The organism is Pseudoalteromonas sp. PB2-1 (assembly GCF_045040605.1).
Lineage (GTDB): Bacteria > Pseudomonadota > Gammaproteobacteria > Enterobacterales > Alteromonadaceae > Pseudoalteromonas > Pseudoalteromonas arabiensis.
This window is the reverse complement of record NZ_CP090667.1, coordinates 2,309,975-2,328,432: the sequence shown is the minus strand read 5'-3', so window position 1 is coordinate 2,328,432 and position 18,458 is coordinate 2,309,975. Positions and strand designations below refer to the sequence as shown.

General features: G+C 40.2%; 11 protein-coding genes and 15 tRNA genes. 14 read left to right on the top strand and 12 right to left on the bottom strand.

Annotation, left to right across the window (positions count from 1 at the left end):
- Positions 1 to 33: 33 nt before the first annotated feature.
- Entirely contained in the window at positions 34 to 477 is a 444-nt protein-coding gene (msrB, locus tag L0Z67_RS10900) for a peptide-methionine (R)-S-oxide reductase MsrB (protein ID WP_062569965.1), read from the top strand.
- On the opposite strand, the gene L0Z67_RS10895 is transcribed toward msrB, so the two are convergent.
- The 10 genes from L0Z67_RS10895 to L0Z67_RS10850 form a co-directional block, all read right to left on the bottom strand.
- On the bottom strand, positions 474 to 2,345 hold the full coding sequence (locus L0Z67_RS10895; RefSeq protein WP_167346347.1) for an ATP-binding protein: 1,872 nt from the start codon (positions 2,343 to 2,345) through the stop codon (positions 474 to 476). The genes msrB and L0Z67_RS10895 overlap by 4 nt on opposite strands.
- A 74-nt stretch (positions 2,346 to 2,419) precedes the next feature.
- Positions 2,420 to 3,784: an ABC transporter substrate-binding protein gene (locus tag L0Z67_RS10890; RefSeq protein ID WP_405128022.1), complete on the bottom strand. Its 1,365-nt coding sequence runs from the start codon at positions 3,782 to 3,784 to the stop codon at positions 2,420 to 2,422.
- Between the two features lie 23 nt (positions 3,785 to 3,807).
- A complete protein-coding gene (locus L0Z67_RS10885) occupies positions 3,808 to 5,442 on the bottom strand; it encodes a tetratricopeptide repeat-containing response regulator (protein ID WP_062569968.1) in 1,635 nt (544 codons plus the stop codon).
- Between the two features lie 596 nt (positions 5,443 to 6,038).
- Positions 6,039 to 6,114 (bottom strand) — tRNA-Val (locus L0Z67_RS10880).
- A 100-nt stretch (positions 6,115 to 6,214) separates the two neighbouring features.
- Positions 6,215 to 6,290: transfer RNA gene (locus L0Z67_RS10875), tRNA-Val, on the bottom strand.
- A 113-nt stretch (positions 6,291 to 6,403) separates the two neighbouring features.
- A tRNA-Val gene (locus L0Z67_RS10870) sits at positions 6,404 to 6,479 on the bottom strand.
- A 42-nt stretch (positions 6,480 to 6,521) separates the two neighbouring features.
- Positions 6,522 to 6,597: transfer RNA gene (locus tag L0Z67_RS10865), tRNA-Val, on the bottom strand.
- Positions 6,598 to 6,635: 38 nt separating this feature from the next.
- Positions 6,636 to 6,711, bottom strand: a tRNA-Val gene (locus L0Z67_RS10860).
- A 67-nt stretch (positions 6,712 to 6,778) separates the two neighbouring features.
- A tRNA-Val gene (locus L0Z67_RS10855) sits at positions 6,779 to 6,854 on the bottom strand.
- A 36-nt stretch (positions 6,855 to 6,890) separates the two neighbouring features.
- Positions 6,891 to 6,966: transfer RNA gene (locus L0Z67_RS10850), tRNA-Val, on the bottom strand.
- Positions 6,967 to 7,614: 648 nt separating this feature from the next.
- Here L0Z67_RS10850 and L0Z67_RS10845 point away from each other — a divergent pair.
- The 13 genes from L0Z67_RS10845 (at position 7,615) to L0Z67_RS10785 (ending at position 15,838) form a co-directional block, all read left to right on the top strand.
- Positions 7,615 to 7,690, top strand: a tRNA-Ala gene (locus L0Z67_RS10845).
- Positions 7,691 to 7,729: 39 nt separating this feature from the next.
- Positions 7,730 to 7,805, top strand: a tRNA-Glu gene (locus L0Z67_RS10840).
- A 129-nt stretch (positions 7,806 to 7,934) separates the two neighbouring features.
- Positions 7,935 to 8,010: transfer RNA gene (locus L0Z67_RS10835), tRNA-Glu, on the top strand.
- 78 nt (positions 8,011 to 8,088) lie between these two features.
- A tRNA-Glu gene (locus L0Z67_RS10830) sits at positions 8,089 to 8,164 on the top strand.
- Between the two features lie 167 nt (positions 8,165 to 8,331).
- Positions 8,332 to 8,407, top strand: a tRNA-Glu gene (locus L0Z67_RS10825).
- 257 nt (positions 8,408 to 8,664) lie between these two features.
- Positions 8,665 to 8,740 (top strand) — tRNA-Glu (locus L0Z67_RS10820).
- A 78-nt stretch (positions 8,741 to 8,818) separates the two neighbouring features.
- Positions 8,819 to 8,894: transfer RNA gene (locus L0Z67_RS10815), tRNA-Glu, on the top strand.
- 167 nt (positions 8,895 to 9,061) lie between these two features.
- Positions 9,062 to 9,137: transfer RNA gene (locus L0Z67_RS10810), tRNA-Glu, on the top strand.
- A gap of 220 nt (positions 9,138 to 9,357) precedes the next feature.
- Positions 9,358 to 10,305, top strand: a complete 948-nt coding sequence (locus L0Z67_RS10805) for an HlyD family secretion protein (RefSeq protein WP_405128021.1) — start codon at positions 9,358 to 9,360, stop codon at positions 10,303 to 10,305.
- The gene (locus L0Z67_RS10800; RefSeq protein WP_405128020.1) at positions 10,302 to 11,228 is read left to right on the top strand and encodes an ABC transporter ATP-binding protein; all 927 of its coding nucleotides are present in this window, start codon (positions 10,302 to 10,304) and stop codon (positions 11,226 to 11,228) included. Before L0Z67_RS10805 ends, L0Z67_RS10800 begins: the two co-directional genes overlap by 4 nt.
- A 5-nt stretch (positions 11,229 to 11,233) precedes the next feature.
- Positions 11,234 to 12,379 (top strand): ABC transporter permease, encoded by a 1,146-nt coding sequence (locus tag L0Z67_RS10795; protein WP_405128724.1) that lies wholly within the window; start codon positions 11,234 to 11,236, stop codon positions 12,377 to 12,379.
- A gap of 67 nt (positions 12,380 to 12,446) precedes the next feature.
- Positions 12,447 to 13,610 carry an extracellular solute-binding protein gene (locus L0Z67_RS10790; protein ID WP_405128019.1) on the top strand — a complete coding sequence of 388 codons (1,164 nt, stop codon included), beginning with the start codon at positions 12,447 to 12,449 and terminating at the stop codon, positions 13,608 to 13,610.
- Positions 13,607 to 15,838, top strand: coding sequence for an ATP-binding protein (locus L0Z67_RS10785; protein ID WP_062569973.1), 2,232 nt, complete (start codon positions 13,607 to 13,609; stop codon positions 15,836 to 15,838). The genes L0Z67_RS10790 and L0Z67_RS10785 overlap by 4 nt, the downstream gene beginning before the upstream one ends.
- 21 nt (positions 15,839 to 15,859) lie before the next feature.
- Here L0Z67_RS10785 and gloA read toward each other — a convergent pair whose 3' ends face one another.
- Both gloA and L0Z67_RS10775 read right to left on the bottom strand, forming a co-directional pair.
- Complete coding sequence (gene gloA / locus L0Z67_RS10780) at positions 15,860 to 16,258, bottom strand: lactoylglutathione lyase (protein WP_062569974.1); 399 nt, start codon at positions 16,256 to 16,258, stop codon at positions 15,860 to 15,862.
- Positions 16,259 to 16,496: 238 nt separating this feature from the next.
- Positions 16,497 to 18,404 carry an aminotransferase class V-fold PLP-dependent enzyme gene (locus L0Z67_RS10775; protein ID WP_405128018.1) on the bottom strand — a complete coding sequence of 636 codons (1,908 nt, stop codon included), beginning with the start codon at positions 18,402 to 18,404 and terminating at the stop codon, positions 16,497 to 16,499.
- Between the last annotated feature and the right edge of the window lie 54 nt (positions 18,405 to 18,458).

Sequence of the window (18,458 nt, the reverse complement as noted above, 5' to 3'; positions counted from 1 at the left end):
GTCTTGGCATACTTTAAATATTGAGGAGGCCTTATGTTAACTTGGCAAGATATTTTAGCGTTCGCACAAACTGGTAATCCCACTCCGCCGCGCAGAGTCGAAAAGAGCTCCTCTGAGTGGCAGTCACAGTTAGATGAGCATACTTTTTATGTTACGCGTTTAAAAGGAACAGAGCGCCCACATAGCTCCGATTCATGTACTTTATTCGAACCAGGCAAATACGCTTGTGTATGCTGTGGTAATTTGCTGTTTGACGCAGATGAAAAGTTTGACAGTGGCACTGGTTGGCCTTCATTTACGCAACCAAGCAGCATAGAAAGTATTGCCTATATTGCGGATAACAGCCACGCAATGCAACGTATTGAAGCGATTTGTAATGTGTGCGATGCGCATTTAGGTCATGTTTTTCCTGATGGCCCAGCACCGAGCGGTCTGCGTTATTGTATGAATGCTGTTGCCATGAAAAAATGCGACTAATCCAAGTACTGTGCAATAATAAAAATAAGGTGCTCTCGGTATATTGGTTTACTGATTATATAGTCAGTTAGAATATTCGATTGTGCCTTTTCATCTTTTAACGAGGATGCAGTTACTGCGATAATTGGAATGTGTTTAAAACGGTCGTCACTTCGAATTAACTGACATGCTTCAAGTCCACCCATTACCGGCATTTTTAAATCCATGATTATCAAGTCCGGTTGCTGTTGTTCTATTTTTTTAAGCGCGTCTTCTCCATTTATCGCGGTATCGATAGTAAAACTCCAACGTGATAAAAATGACTCTAAATAATCTCTGTTGTAGGGGATATCGTCGACAATTAAAATACGCGCAGGATTAAAGTGGTAGCTGGAGAGAGCAGGGTAGTTGCGATGCTCTACCTCAGCCATTGATTCTGCAAGCTCAATATTAGGAATTGATACAATAAATTCACTGCCTTTATCTTTTTCGCTTAGCACCGATAAATCGCCACCCATTAGTTTAATAAAACGCAGTGAAATTGCTAATCCAAGGCCTGTTCCGCCGAACTCTGAACTGCGCTGCCCCTGCACTTGTTCAAAGTCATTAAAGATTAAATCTTGCTGATCTTTAGGAATACCTTTACCCGTGTCTTTAACATGAATAGCAATATCTATATGACTTTCATCATCATGAGGCTTAAAATCGAAATACACATCTACACGCCCTTGTGAGGTAAACTTTATTGCATTACTGATTAAGTTTGTCAGTACTTGGCGTACTTTATTGCTATCAAGTAATACCGGTGTTTTGAAGCCCGGGTGAGCTGTCACTTTGAAGTCGAGATCTTTTTGGGCACTTAATTGCAAAAACATCATGTTTAATTCATGACAGATAGTCGGGATCTCGACGCGATCTATATCAAGTTGCATTTTTCCAGCATCAATTTTTGACAAATCAAGAATATCATTAAGTACATTGAGTAATGAACTACCTGAAATTGATATTGCTTCTAGGTAGCGACGTTTATTTTTGTCTGTTTCGCTATCTTGCAGTAACTGGCTAAACCCAAGCACCGCGTTGAGTGGTGTTCTTAACTCATGTGACATGTTTGCTAAAAAGCGACTTTTGGCTTGATTAGATTGTTCAGCTTGCTCCTTCGCATCAATATACTCTTGTGTGCGCTTAGCGATGGTTTCTTCTAATTGACTATGTTGTTCATGCATGCTGTTGATTTGCTGTCTTACCGCTGCTCGCATCATCTTAAAGCCACTTGCGAGGGTACCAATTTCATCTTGGCTTTTAATATTGATAGGGCAGTTTAAATCACCTGTGGTTACAGCATGAGAAAACTCTACAAGTTGTTCTACAGGTTGTAAGATAATTCGCCTGATGATGATATAGGCAATGATCATTGCGGCGAGTAGGTAAATTGCAAATAAAGAGATTGCGTTACTAATGATTGATTTTGTTTTTAGAGCCAAGTCTTTGTCTGAAAAAGTCACAATAACGTAACCTATATTTTCACCTTGATGGTTATCAATGGGGACTGCGACGGCATATTGTTGATCTAAAGACGCAATGGTATTTTGATTTGGATTAAGTTGCTTAAGTATTATTTGGTTTGTTTCTAGCGTATCAATTTTAGATGTGTCAGGATGCGCTGCAATAAAGTTATTCTGATCAATAAAATATATAGTTTCTAGGTCATCGAATGTATTGTTTTTTAAGATGTTCTTTAACGTGATCCCCTGAATTTTTAAAACCCAACTGCCAATGGTGTTATCGGTTGTTAAATTGTCGATTTCTGACAGCATAGGTGAAACGATCGCATCGGCTTTCTCACTCATGTTTAGTAACGTCTGTTCTTTTAATTCAACTACATGCATAGAAGTGCTCACCCCCAAAATTAGGGTGATGGTAAAACCTATAATCATCAAAATTTTATGAGCAATACTGACCCTCATTGTTGAACCGCTCTATTTGACGTTAACTGCTTCATATCGACGTTAATTTTAGTATGGGTGGTTTTTATTGATTCTTTAATATCTGCACCATAAAAGATTTGACTAAATGTATATGAAATGACTTTTCCGATAACCGGAAATTCAACCATGCCCGCTTGTAAGCGATCTGGTGTGGCGTGATCAAATACCCATAGCATAGCGTTATTAAAGCCAGGTTTATTGACAAGAGTGAACAGTTTTTCTTGCCATACTTTTTTTCGCGGAGGTGAGCCGCCAGTACTTAATAATGAAGCGGTTTGTTCACTTGTCGCCCATTGAATGAATAACCACGCAGCTGTTTTATTATTTGAATGAGCATTAATTGTAAACGCCCAAGCCCAAGGAGAGGTTTCTCGTGCAACAGGGCCAGCTGGTAATGGGGCCGCTTCCCATTTATTCCAAATATCGGATTCTTCCGCTGTATCAATTTCATTATAGAAATGTGAGGCTAAAAAAGCGGATGCGAGCTTTCCTTGCTTAAACTGGTTTCGCAACTCATAAAAATGTAAAAGCCGGCTATTGTCTGGTGTGCCATAGCCAGTTACTAAATTGCGATACATCTTTAAGGCATCTTCTGTTTCAGGGCTATCAAACTCAGATTCCCCATGTTCATTAATAACCTGTGCACCGTAAGCGCGCATAATGGGTAAAATAGTCCATGTGTTTAACCCTGCACCAGGCAAGGTGCGAGAGGCAAATGCGTGCATGCCCTTTAATTGCGGGTCAGTATCAATAGCGCGTTGTAATGCTACTTTTGTTTTTAATAGTTCTGCATACGTATCGGGGACTTTAAGATTGAAACGCGTAAATAAGTCTTTTCGATAAAAATAGATTGGCGCAGAAAAATCAAAAGGAAGTGAATACAATGCGCCATTAATGCGACAGAGCGCAAGACTTCGTTCACTAATATCCTCTAATTGATACCAACTTTTATCGGTAATGAGTGGATTTTCTAAATAAGGTGCTAAGGGCTCAATCCAGCCATTACTTTGTGCCTCACCTAAAAAAGTAATTCCCATTGGGTGAACATCATATAAACCAAGTCCTTCACTTAAATCTTGGTGGCGTCTAATACGCATTTGAGATTGTTCAAGTGGGTGAAAGCCGACAGAAATACCAGTTAGCTTCTCGAATAGAGGAATATATGGCTTTAAAGCCATAAAAGCAGGCTGCTCATCAGCTAATATATTTATATGGCTACCAGCTTCACTTTGCCAATTGAGCTTTGCTTGTTGCCAGTGTTGCAGCTCTGATGAGGCACTCGTATTAATACCGCCCAGTAAAATGATTAAAAAAAGAAAGTGTTTTAAATACGTTTTCAAAAGAAGCCCCAGTAAATCAGTTTTTAATCAGTAAGCTGTAGGTTCATTTTTGCTGCACGGGCTTTTATTTTTTCAAAACGCGCGGCTTGCTCATCTTCAAGCGTGTGCTTACTCAACAAGCGGTAGCATTTTTTGGCAAGTACAAGGTTGAAGGATTGACCTTGTCCATTGTTATCAAATAAACACTGTAATAGATTTAGCGCAATGCTGGCATTTTTAGGCATGACTCTAAAAGCTTGTGTAAATGCTTCGAGTGCAACATTGAGCTGACCTTTATTAAAATGCGAAACAGCGTGATTGTTTAACTCTTTTGGACCCATTTTGATGTCGCGACGCTCTGTTTGTTGCTGTTGAATATAGCGTACATAAACAGGATCGCTGACAGATGGGTGTCGCTCGCAATGAGTAATTATTTGATTAAAAAGCATTTGCGCTTTGTTATGAAAGCCAAGTTCGTGAAAAGCTTTTGCTTTATCAAGTGCTCCGTCGACAGAGCGAATTTGCGTATCACTTTCATCAAGCTGTTCAATTAGTGCTTTTGCTTTTTGATGTTCATCTTTTAAGTAGTGTAATCGTGCATTTAAAACATCAATTTGAGTTTGGTTATTACTGTTCGGAAACTGCTGTTTTAAATCATTTAAATATTGATTAGTTTGCCTTGAGATACGATTAACTTGATCGCTTTGATCTGTGGTAAGCGCAAAGTCGATGCCTGCGCGTGCGGCATTTAAATAAATATCAGGGTGATCATGAATAGAGTGTTTTGCGTAATTGGCAATGTCTTTTTGTGTTAGGTAATTTTTCTCATAATCATGATTAAGTAAGGAAACGTGACTGAGTGCTTTTTGGCGAGAAATATTACGGGGAGCAATATTAACAGCCTGACTGAAGAAAGCTTGAGCCTCGTCAAATTGGTTTAGTTTAACCTCTAAGCGACCAAGCAAATCAAGTGCGACTAAGCGAGTTTCATTGCGTTGTAACATCGTTTTGAGCATACGCTGAGCGAGAATATGTTCGTTATTCGCGATAAGCGCTTCAACTAAGCCAACTTTAGCCCATGTAAATTTTTGAATATTGAGTACTGACTTGAAGAAAGCTTTTGCATCTTCATTACGCTTTAAGCGGAGTAGGGCATTACCCTTTAACCGTAACAGAATAGCACTATAAGTATTACTCTTATTTTGTAATAGCTCGTCTATGTGCTTAATTGCTTTAGAGTCGTTATCGTCATCAATTAGTTGGTACACACGCTGTAAATGGTATTTACGCATGAGTACTTTTTCGATACGGTTTTTGAGTTCATAAATTGTGTATGGTTTAACAAGAAAGTCATCGGGCTGTAGTTCTAATACACTATGAACTAATGAGCCGCTTGTCTCTGCTGAGATAAAAATAAACCCAGTTGAACTTTTAATATAACGTTTTACTTTTAGCTCTTCATAGAGCTGATAACCATCTTGGTGTTTGCTTAAATTAAATGAGCAAACAATTAAATCAAACTGTTCAACTTGGCATTGCTCCTTGGCAGCTATTGCGTGTTCAGCAAAGCGAAGTTGACGAAAACCTAACCCTTCAAGAGATTGTTTCATATAGCTTTGAGCTAGCGGCTGCTCTTCCACTATTAATATTTTAGCTTTCGAAAAAATCTTTGTAGGCATTCGACTTGCGACCGAGTGATATTAAAGGTGACTATAATAAACAGTCTAGCTGCTGACAAGGCAATTTGCAGGTTTAGTATAATTAGGACTGATAATTCATGCTAAATAATGGCTTAATTCAGTATTTAAATTTCAGGTATTGAAAAGCTGTTAAATATTTATATGTGTTAGGTCGTACTGGAGCCGAACCATCGAGCCTGTGCTTTGTAAAGAGTGTCGATGCTTTTGAAGCTAGAGATAAAAATGAAGTCTTTAAAGAAAGTATTTATATGTGGTGGGTCTTACTGGACTTAAACCATCGAGCCTGTGCTTTGTAAACAGTGGCGATGCTTTTTTAATTTAGAAACAAAACAAGAAAGTATTAAATGAAGTGTTATATGTGGTGGGTCGTACTGGACTTTAACTATCGAGCCTGTGCTTTGTAAAGAGTGGCGATGCTTTTTTAATTTAGAAATAAAAAAAGAAAGTATTAAATGAAGTGTTATATGTGGTGGGTCGTACTGGACTTTAACTATCGAGCCTGTGCTTTGTAAAGAGTGGCGATGCTTTTTTAATTTAGAAATAAAAAAAGAAAGTATTAAATGAAGTGTTATATGTGGTGGGTCGTACTGGACTTGAACCAGTGACCCTCGCCTTGTAAGGGCGATGCTCTCCCAACTGAGCTAACGACCCACATATAAATTTTTGAAGATTAAATGGTTGGTCTTACTGAACTTAACCACCGAGCCTTTTCGTTGTAAAGAGTTGCGATGCTCTTTTCTTTAAAAAGTAATGGTGGGTCGTACTGGACTTGAACCAGTGACCCTCGCCTTGTAAGGGCGATGCTCTCCCAACTGAGCTAACGACCCATATAATCTTTTTCTTCGCATTCCATTATTTGATAATGGTGGGGTTTACTGAACTTAACCACCGAGCCTTTCCGTTGTAAAGAGTTGCGATGCTCTTTTCTTCAAAAAGTAAATGGTGGGTCGTACTGGACTTGAACCAGTGACCCTCGCCTTGTAAGGGCGATGCTCTCCCAACTGAGCTAACGACCCGCGAAGATTAATCTAAATGAGAACACCACTAAATATATTTAATGGTGGGTCGTACTGGACTTGAACCAGTGACCCTCGCCTTGTAAGGGCGATGCTCTCCCAACTGAGCTAACGACCCATTTAGATTTTTTGTAATATGAAACACCATTTTTAAAATGGTGGGTCGTACTGGACTTGAACCAGTGACCCTCGCCTTGTAAGGGCGATGCTCTCCCAACTGAGCTAACGACCCATATTACATACAGCATATTTTCTTAATGAAAGGACCACCTAAACTTTCTTTGTAAAGTGAAAGTAAATGGTGGGTCGTACTGGACTTGAACCAGTGACCCTCGCCTTGTAAGGGCGATGCTCTCCCAACTGAGCTAACGACCCATTAAGAATTTAGATATGAACACCATTAGTGAATAATGGTGGGTCGTACTGGACTTGAACCAGTGACCCTCGCCTTGTAAGGGCGATGCTCTCCCAACTGAGCTAACGACCCATATCTAAAACAACTCATTGCTGCGTTGTTGTGGGGCGCTATTATAGATAGAGTTGTAAATGTGTCAACACTTGAATGAGTAAAAATGTGTTAGGTGCAGCTTTTATAAACAATCACATGGGCTTTGTGTGTGTTTTGATGAACAATTGCACAGTTTTAGTTATTTATTAGATGATAAGTAAGCTATAAAAGGCTCAATTTTATATTTCACTTTTTATATATATGAAAAGATCGCTCGGTTATAGCTAGTTTGCCCAAATTACAAATAAATAGTAGGGGCTCGGAAACCAGATAATCTAGGCTGCATTAAAAGTGTTAAGCAGCCCAGTAGGGCAGAGTGCTATTTTAACGGCTATATTTTCTTAATCTTATTTTGCATATAAATGTATACCTTTTATAACTGCGTACACTGACGAGTAAGAGCATCGACAATGCAAACTCACGCATTGATCATGAAAAGGTATCGATATTTGTCAAAGTGTTTAAAATATCTTCTCGATGGACTGTTATTTAGTCAGCTTGTTGAAATTTAAATCATTTAAATAAACATCGATAAAAAACTGTTGACTTTATTTGGGGGGCTGCATAGAATGCGCCCCGCACTCAGCGATACACAGCCAAGGTTAATTGGTAGTGTATATGCAAGTCGGGGCTATAGCTCAGCTGGGAGAGCGCTTCGCTGGCAGCGAAGAGGTCTGCGGTTCGATCCCGCATAGCTCCACCAGATTTGCATAGTGTTTGTCCTAGGGTTGCAGTTTTCTGCGTCCCCATCGTCTAGAGGCCTAGGACACCGCCCTTTCACGGCGGTAACAGGGGTTCGAATCCCCTTGGGGACGCCACTTACTCTAAGTAAGTGAGCAATTGCCAGTAAATAAATATGTTAGTCTCGAGTACTTGCATGTTATTTTAGTAACCTTAACTCCGATATGAGTCAAACTATCATTTAATGTCCTAGTGACACATTATGTGTCCCCATCGTCTAGAGGCCTAGGACACCGCCCTTTCACGGCGGTAACAGGGGTTCGAATCCCCTTGGGGACGCCACTTACTTTAAGTGCTGTGTTATTAAAAGCTCGTCTGAATCGAGTTTAACTATTCAGTTGTCCTAGTGACACATTTTGTGTCCCCATCGTCTAGAGGCCTAGGACACCGCCCTTTCACGGCGGTAACAGGGGTTCGAATCCCCTTGGGGACGCCACTTACTAAAAGTGTTGTGTTATTAAAAGCTCGTCTGGATCGAGTCTAACTATTCAGTTGTCCTAGTGACACAGAAACTTTCTGTTTAAGCTAAGGCCATTCGCCTCGCAGGCTTGGTCTGATCTTACGCAGAAATAGCAAATCAGTGATTTGCAAACCAATTTCTGCGTCCCCATCGTCTAGAGGCCTAGGACACCGCCCTTTCACGGCGGTAACAGGGGTTCGAATCCCCTTGGGGACGCCACTTATTTAAGTAGGTTATGTGTAGTGGGGCGGTGAACACCGCACAATCTATACACGACGTTATCAAGAGTACGAATCTCTTGGGGACGCCACTTACTAAAGTGTTGTGTTATTAAAAGCTCGTCTGAATCGAGTCTAACTATTCAGTTGTCCTAGTGACACAGAAACTTTCTGTTTAAGCTAAGGCCATTCGCCTCGCAGGCTCGGTCTCATCTTACGCAGGAATAGCAAATCAGTGATTTGCAAAGCAATTTCTGCGTCCCCATCGTCTAGAGGCCTAGGACACCGCCCTTTCACGGCGGTAACAGGGGTTCGAATCCCCTTGGGGACGCCACTTACTTTAAGTGCTGTGTTATTAAAAGCTCGTCTGAATCGAGTCTAACTATTCAGTTGTCCTAGTGACACATTCTGTGTCCCCATCGTCTAGAGGCCTAGGACACCGCCCTTTCACGGCGGTAACAGGGGTTCGAATCCCCTTGGGGACGCCACTTACTTTAAGTGCTGTGTTATTAGAAGCTCGTCTGAATCGAGCCTAACTATTCAGTTGTCCTAGTGACACAGAAACTTTCTGTTTAAGCTAAGGCCATTCGCCTCGCAGGCTCGGTCTCATCTTACGCAGAAATAGCAAATCAGTGATTTGCAAACCAATTTCTGCGTCCCCATCGTCTAGAGGCCTAGGACACCGCCCTTTCACGGCGGTAACAGGGGTTCGAATCCCCTTGGGGACGCCACTTACATTAAGTAAGTTAACGTTTTATCAAGATTATCTTTTGTAATCTCATTTCAAGTAGAAAAAATCTTTTTCAAATAAATACTCCTTATTCTCCATATATCCTTGCGATATAGACCCAATATATTTCTAAAACTTTAATTCCTATTGATCACTTTTACTGATCATTTTAATACTTTATAGTATTTAGCAACTCATCAGCTAACCATAAGGAAATTAAAATGTTAGCTAAACGTGTTGTACTCATACTAATTTCTTTAGTCATTACTGCTTGCTCAGACTCAAATGAGGGAGTAGCGCTAGGAACGCTTGAGCGTGAGCGTGTGATCCATCCTGCAACGACTAACGAAATACTGATCGATCTACCTGTTTCAGCAGGTCAGTTGGTTGAAAAAGGGCAAGTGATTGCAAAGTTCGATGCCGAACTTCAGCAAGCGATTGTTGCCAAAGCGCAAGCACAACTAGCTCAAGTCTCAGCATTTCTAGAAAAAACCTTGAATGGTGCTCGCCCCGAAGAAGTTGCTGGTGCATCAGCCAAAGTAGCAGCAGCCAATGCTGCATATACGCAAAGTGAAGCTAATTTTCGCCGTGCAAAAACCTTAGTTAAAGATAAACTCGCAAGCCAAGAAACCTTAGACAGTGCAATCGCTGCACGAGATGAGACTTTTGCTAATTTAGAATCAGCAAAGCAGAACTTAAATGAGCTAACAAACGGCTCGCGTGTTGAAGATATTAATAGTGCAAAAGCGCAAGTTCAGGCGGCAGAAGCAGAACTAAAAGTACAGCAAAAATACCTCTCAGATCTGACAGTTAAAGCGATGCGTGCTGGCAGAGTCGATAATTTGCCTTGGCACGTAGGTGAGCGAGTTACTAAAGGCAGCCCAGTCGTTATTATTCAAGCGAACAGCGCACCTTACGCACGCGTGTATATCCCAGAGCCATATCGTGCCAAGCTCAATCAGGGCATGACACTTACGGTTCGTGTCGATGGCATAGATAAAGATATTCAGGGTGAACTGACCTGGATTGCCACAGAGCCGGCGTTCACGCCTTTTTATGCTCTTAATCAGGAAGAGCGTGCACGATTAATGTATCTTGCAGAGGTAACACTACCCGCAAGTGAAAGTAACTTGCCGACAGGCGTACCTGCTCAAGTGATTATGCCATGACTGAATCGGTGATCCAGGCCAAAGGTTTGGTAAAACAATTTGGCGATTTAAAAGCGATTGATAACCTTGATCTAGACATTGAGCAAGGGCAAATTTATGGCTTTTTGGGCCCTAATGGCTCTGGTAAAACGACCGCAATCCGTATGCTTACGGGGCTATTGAAGCCAACCTCTGGTGATATCAATGTGCTTGGCTTGAGTCTGCCAAAAGATGCTGAAAAGCTCAGGACACAACTTGGTTATATGACGCAAAAGTTTTCACTTTATAGCGACTTGACCGTACTTGAAAACCTAAAGTTCATGGCGGCGCTTTACCCGTTTAAAAAGCAGCAAAAACAACAAAGAATTGACGAATTACTCCATACCTATGGCCTTGATCAAAGAGTAGATCAAATGGCCGGAAGTATGAGTGGGGGACAACGGCAGCGCTTAGCATTGGCTGCGGCAGTGATTAATAAACCGAAAATTTTATTTCTTGATGAACCAACATCGGCAGTCGATCCACAAAATCGCCGTGACTTTTGGGAAACACTGTTTGATTTAAGTAATGCCGGTACCACGATATTAGTCACTACTCATTACATGGATGAAGCTGAGCGCTGTCATCGTTTAGCCATTTTAGAATCAGGTATTAAACGCGCGGATGGCTCGCCAAAGCAATTAATGACAGACATGCACGCTCATGTGGTAGAAATAGCAGGGGCGCAAACCAGAGAATTAAAAAAACAGCTCGCAACAATCGACCATGTTATTTCAGCCACTCAGTTAGGTGCACAATTGCGAGTATTAGTAAAAAAAGATATTCAAGACCCCGTTGAGTTCATAAAACAGCAATCATTTTGTCAGGATACATGGCAAGTAAATCGTATTCGCCCAAGCCTCGAAGACGTGTTTGTCACCTGCACAGGGCAGGGCAGACAATGAATATTATGACTTCATTAAGCCGTATAAAAGCAATTGTAAGCAAAGAATTATTACAATTACGCCGCGATCGAATGACATTTGCGATGGTGGTGATGATCCCTCTTATCCAGCTAATTCTATTTGGCTATGCTATTAACACTAACGTTAAAGATATCCCTGTTGCAGTGGTCGATCATAGCCAAACTGCCCTAAGTCGCATATTAGTACAAACAGTATCTGCGACAAATGTGGTTAAAGTGACGGATTATTACAATAGTATAGAACAAGCACAAACAGCAATCGCCAGTTCGAAAGTGCGTGCTGTGATGTTTATACCCCACGATGTAGCAAACCGACTTGCTCAGCACCCAACCGTTGGTTTTGGATTGCCTGATGGCAGTAATGAGTCGTTAGTAAGGCCAATTGCGCATTGGTTAGTTGATGGCTCAGATACAATGGTAGCGTCGAGCATAAAATCGCTGCGCAATATGCCGCTTGCAGAGCTGCTCGATAAGCCTGCAAATAGAACTTACCCAACCTTTGAGACAACCTTATTTTATAACCCAGAGCAACGCTCTGCGGTGAATATTGTGCCAGGTTTAGCTGCTGTCATTTTAACCATGACTATGATTATGTTCACCTCTGCTGCAATTGTTAAAGAGCAAGAACGAGGTAATATGGAGCTCTTAATCACCTTACCTTTAAGCTCACTGGAATTGATGATTGGTAAAGTGGTTCCTTATATCTTCATTGGTTTTATTCAGTTATTTATTATTTTAGGCATGGGTAAGCTCTTGTTTCATATTCCTTTTGGAGGTGGTTTAGTCGCATTGGTTGTCGCAACCTTTGCTTTTATATGTGCCAGTTTAGTGCTTGGCTTAGTACTTTCGACCATCGCTAAAAACCAGCTTCAAGCCATGCAAATGACAATTTTCATTCTGTTACCCTCGATTTTATTGTCGGGCTTTGTATTTCCCTATGAAGGCATGCCAAAGGTGGCGCAGTGGCTTGCTGAGAGCTTACCTGCAACTCACTATTTAAGGTTAATCAGAGGAATAGTGTTAAAAGATGTCAATTTAATGAGTATGAGCAGCGATTTACTTTGGCTAACTGCTTTTACGTTTTTTGGTTTAGCGGTTGCCGCTTTCCGGTTTAAGAAAACCCTTGATTAAACTAGGCAATTTTGAACAATTGTGCTTAACTAAAGATAATTTTATCTTTTGTTAAGTAGATTTCAGCGTGCAGCAAATAGTTTGGGGATTGTTATTTTTTGCAGTATTTAATAGTCATGCAAAAACCATTAATCTAGCCCATACAATGAAGCATGAAAACTTCAGTCAGTTGTTCGGTAAGCTTGCAGAGCAAAGTGGTTTAACAATTCACTCGGTTTTTGTTGATCAAAAAGCGTTAAAAGTGCGCTTGGTGCAAAATGCACATACTTCTAATATGACTGATGTTATTATTGTACCCGCAGATCACCTAGGGCTTAGTGAGTATGCTAACTTTAGTGAGATCCCAGCTTCTTTAATCGCCGAGACAACAGATAAACGAACTTTAGACACAGCAAGGGTGTCAGGAAAGCTAATCGGCATTCCTATAATACAAGGTAACCACCTGCTACTTTTTTATAACTCTAAATTTATAAAATCCCCTGTTACCGATTGGCAAGATATTGAAAAATTGAAACCTACATTACCAAGCCACGTAAAATTAATAACGTGGAGCTTCATGGAAATGTATTGGTTTATTCCATTTTTAAGTGCTTTTGAAGGTAATTTGATAGCTGACGGCCAAGCTCAACTTAACACACCTTCTATGCATGATGCGCTACGTTTTGTTTGGGGTTTAAATGCGCGAGACATTGTTGATAGTCAGTGTGACTATGCGTGTTCTCATCAAGCATTTCAGCAACAAAAAGCCGCGTTTATTGTTAACGGAGCATGGGCACTCAACACTTATCAGCAAGCACTTGGTGAAAATCTGTCAGTGCAACCTTTGCCTTCTCTCAATGGGCGAGTGATGCAACCTTACTATTCAACCTTTGTTCTTGCCTTTCCAAACGATAGCCTTAATGGCCCAAATAAAGATAATTTACGTAAGTTTGCCAAGTTGGCTCAAGAAGCATCTTTTCAGCGCTTAATCTGGCAGGAAATTAGTGATATACCTGTAAATATAGAGGTGTTAGAGCATCTTAAAAACGAACAAGGGACTGTATTTGGCACGCTAGTTGATGCTTTAAAAGAAACAAAGCCTATGCCCTCAACGGCAACCATGATAATTGTTTGGGAGGTGCTTAATAAAGGTTTTTCACGTTTTGGCAGCGGAGCGTTAACAGCTGAACAAACGGGGCAATTTATGCAAGGCCTTGCTGAACGTTCAATTGCAAATGATGGGGTGCAATGAAAAACCCTCGTTTTAGTCGGGCACTGTTTTTTAGTGTGTTACTACTTGTTATCACCCCATTACTCATACTTGCTGCTTTGATGATAGGGCGTTTCTATTTAAATTCAATCGAGCAAGCAAACACCAGTTTGCAATGGCAAGCAAGAAATAACGCAGCAAGTTTAGAGCAATTATTTTTTAAACTTGAAAAGAATAGCCAAGTACTTAGCAATACAAAGGCAATTGCGGAATTACCTGACAAAGTAGTTTATTCACAGTTTGCACTCATGCAGTTACAGGAGTTTGTTAATACTAACCCGCAAATAAGTGCTGCGATTGTGATAGATAATCAAGGCTTTATAGTCGAAGGTTACCCAATAACATCGCTAACACTTAATTATTCACTGACCAAACAAATTTTAGAAAACAGCCAAATTCTAGATAATCAAAACACGATTCAAGTTTTGGATAACATACATCTTAATGAACTTTTTACTCAACAAGACACAAAGCATAGTGCCTTGTTAGCGATTACTTCAACACTGTTAAATGAGCAAGACTCACTCAGTGAGCCAATTAAAAAAACAGGTGTCTTAGTATCATTTATTCCTTTGTCAGAGGCCGTTAAGTGGCTTGCAAAACATAATGAACAACCTATTTATCAAACGGGTAAGCAAGTTCAGTTGAAGGTAAAAGAGCAAGTCTTATATAGCTTAGGAAATGCTTTAGATAAAGCTCAATTGTCATCAGAAGCGACTATTAATCGTGTGATATTTGACAATGCCTTGAGCCCTTTACTTTTTAAGATAAATGAAACAGAGTCAGCCTATACAACCGCGGTCAAACAAACCGCTGTGATGGCAGCAGGGTTGATAATTACGCTGTTTATAATCTCATTTCTGCTAGTTCGTTGGTTAACTCTGCGACTGCATAATCCATTAAATCGCATTGCAGCAATAAGTCGGGAGTTTGCATTAGGGAATTACAAACAAGTTCAAAATAATTTTCACTATCAAGAGTTTAAAGATATTGCAGATTCCCTCAATAGTATGGCCGAAACTATTGATATACAAATTACGTCATTGCAGTTAGAGAAAATTAGGGCAGAGCACTCAGAGCAAGTTAAAAGTCAGTTTTTGGCAAACATGAGCCATGAAATTAGAACGCCAATGAATGGGATTGTAGGGTTTTTGCAGTTACTAAATAAAAGTGAGTTAAGCCAAGATCAAACTGACTTTGTTAGGCAAATTAATAATTGCAGTGATGTTTTACTAACCGTTATTAATGACATTCTAGATTTCTCGAAAATTGAAGCCAATAAAATTGAGCTTGAGCACCGCCAATGTGATTTAGTCGCTCTGTGCAATGATCTTATTTTATTGTTTAAACCGAGTTGTGATGCTAAAGGGATCGTATGCCGGCTTGATGTCGATAAACTTGAAACTTTAACCGTTGAGTGTGATGAGATACGTGTTAAACAAGTGCTGATCAACTTACTCTCCAATGCAGTAAAATTCACAAAGCAAGGAGAAATCACTTTATCACTTAATGTGGTTCACCAAAGCAATGAAAAAACAAGGGTTGAATTTGCTGTAAAAGACACCGGCATAGGTATTGCTGAAGATAAAATTAACGCGTTATTTAACCCCTTTGTTCAAGCTCAGAGCAATATAACCAGAGAATATGGCGGCACTGGCCTTGGGCTGGCCATAAGTAAAGGTTTAATCGATTTAATGGAAGGGAAAATAAACATTAATAGTGAGCTTGGTAAGGGCACTATTTTTACAATTCAAGTCGATTTTGAAACAGTTTTAGAAGACCTTAATATACAGCAAGTTGAGCAAAAGGCTGATAGGTCAAGGAACGATTTTTCTGTGGTAGAACAGCCACTCCTAATTGCAGAAGATAACCCTATTAACCAAATTGTGATTACAAAATATTTAGCACAATTAGGGCTTAAATATGAACTTGCGGATAACGGACAAGTAGCGTGCGATAAAGCATCAAATAAAGAGTACGCTTTAATCCTAATGGATATTCAAATGCCTGTAATGGATGGTTTAACAGCCAGCAAGATTTTGCTAAATAAAAAGGGTTTTAATACACCTATTATTGCTGTCAGCGCGAACGCAATGAAAGAGGATATAAATAAAAGCATTGCGATGGGGATCAGTGACCATATTGCTAAACCAATTAACTTTGAGGAATTGGAGCTAGCATTAGCAAAATGGCTATTTCAGCAAAATTAACAGCAGAAATAGCCATTACAATTAGAATGCGTTATTGTCTTTTTTCTGAATAAGCTCAATTGCATAGCCATCAGGGTCTTTAACAAAAGCAATTTCAGTTGTGCCGCCTTTTACAGGGCCTGGCTCACGGCTAACATTACCGCCAGCAGCTTTAATGTCGTCGCATGCTTTATAAATGTCATCAAACTCGATAGCAATATGGCCATATGCATTACCTAGATCATAGCTGTCAGTATCCCAGTTATAAGTAAGCTCAAGCACAGTTGCATCTTTTTCGTCACCATAACCGACAAAAGCAAGGGTGTAGCGGTACTCTTCATTGTCTGCACGGCGCAGTTCTTTCATACCTAATACCTGCGTATAAAATTCAATTGATTTGTCTAAATCAGCAACGCGAAGCATTGTGTGTAATAAGCGCATTTTAAGCATCCTCTTTCTTGTCTTTAAATTCGCACAATTCTAATAACGCAGTAAGGCTGCGTATTAAAACTCTTAAAAATGGATTATAAGTTATTTTGATTGCTTACACAGTAGCATTGAGATAAAGCGTAGAGTCCACGCTGTTAAATTAATAACGATGCTTTTGCTATGGCTAGGGGAAATGTTATGCAGCAATAAATAGGGGAGCTGCATAACACTGGGGTATTGAAGTATAAGCTTAGGTCTTCACTTTACCTTTAAGCACATAAATTTCGCCATCAAAGCTCCCTTGAATTGTCAGACCTTGTCCCGCTAACTCTTTAAGGTATTCGATATGTTCATTAGTGATATGCTGCCCTGGTACTAAAAGTGGGATACCGGGAGGGTAAGGCGTCACTAATCCGGCACAAATGCGGTTGTTACTTTTACTAATAGGCACAGATTCGCGTTCGCCATAAAACGCATCACTTGGAATACAGGCCAAGTCTATAGCAGGCAGATTCTCTGGTAAGCGAGCGCGTCTCATTGAGGTGGCGAGTTTTACTTTACCGCTATCGAGTTTCTTCAGCGCGTTGTAAAGACGAATGATCTTTGAGCGTGTACCGCCAAGAGTCAGTAAAACTAAGATAGTGCTGTGCGTGTACTTTTCTATTTCAAGGCCTATTTCATCTAACAGGAATTTATGAATATCTTTTAGTGAATAAGGTAACTCACTAATATCAATGAGAATTTTCAGTGGGTCATGACCCATGTTATCGCCACTAAAATGTGGGAATATATCCATGAAATCTTGCTTATCGAGCACTTTTATATGTTTTAGTGAAGCCATTTGCTGCTTAAATTCTGCAACGTGATTCAGCAGGGCATTCAGTAATTTATAACCTTCCATCTCTAATTGTTTTTGGCATACATCCAGCGAGGCAATGAGTTGATATTTTGGAGAGGTGCTGGCGTAAATACTGTAGATCTCACGGAAAAAATCGGCATCGAAATCAGGGTCGTTAACATGAATATAAGACGCCTGAGAGAACGCAGAAACCACTTTATGTGCCGAATGGGTAACATAATCTGCACCCGCATTAATAGCCGAGTAGTGGCGTAAACTTGGATGGAAAAGCGAGTAAGCAAACCACGCTTCGTCGATAAACACTTTAATACCGTGCTGATGAGCAAATTCAACCACTTGTTTTAAATCGCTAAGTAGGCCATCGTAGGTACAGCCAGTTAAAACCAATAATTTAGCATCGGTGTTTTGTTCAATCGCTTGTTTGATGTCGGCCAATGAAGGGGGCGCGAAAATACCATATTTAGGATTTAAAATACTCGACAAATAGATAGGTAAACTAGCCGATTGCAAAATGCCATAGTGTACTGATTTATGGCAGTTTCGGTCGATAATCACCTTATCGCCTTTACGCAGCAAAGTTTGCAAAATAATCTTATTTGAAGTGGATGAGCCGTTAGTAACAAAGTACGTATGTTTTACTTCAAAAGTCGCCGCTGCTGATTCTTGAGAGCGGCCTATTGTATTGGTGCTGTCTGATAATGAACCGAGCGAATCCACAGAAACTGATAGGTCGCCAACAAATACATTACGACCATAAAACTGATAAAAGTCTTTAATATACGGAGAGTTTCTAAAGCTAGCGCCGCCACTGTGACCAGGAGTGTGCCATGAATCGTTCGATTCACCGACATAACGACGGTAAGCGGTCCAAAATGGAGTTTCTGAACGGTCATCAAAGTCATTGATCATATAGCCCAAGATTGCTTCAGGGTCTGAAATGACCTCGTCTTTAAAAAAGAAAGATTCAATTTCTTCTGACTCGTTGACTATCTCCAAGCCTTTCGTATCGTCACCGATAACATAGACAGGCAGCTCAAGGCGTATGCCTTTTAATTGCTCGATAAAGCGACTATAGGTGCACTCGCCATTGTTCAGTACATCCCAACTAAGTACTACAGCTTGAATATCGCCATCTTCCTCTACACATTTCAACGCTTGCTTGAGCTCAGTGCATTCAATAATGTCGATATCTACATCATTACGCTCAAAATTAGGGATTGTTTTTGCTAGGTTCGTTGAAAGCTCTTGCAAGGTGGCAGGATCTTGCTCAATTAACAAGATACGAAGTAAAGGTAACATAGCAACTCTCATAAAAATTTCACATTACTCAACAGCATAACGAAAGGATTGGAG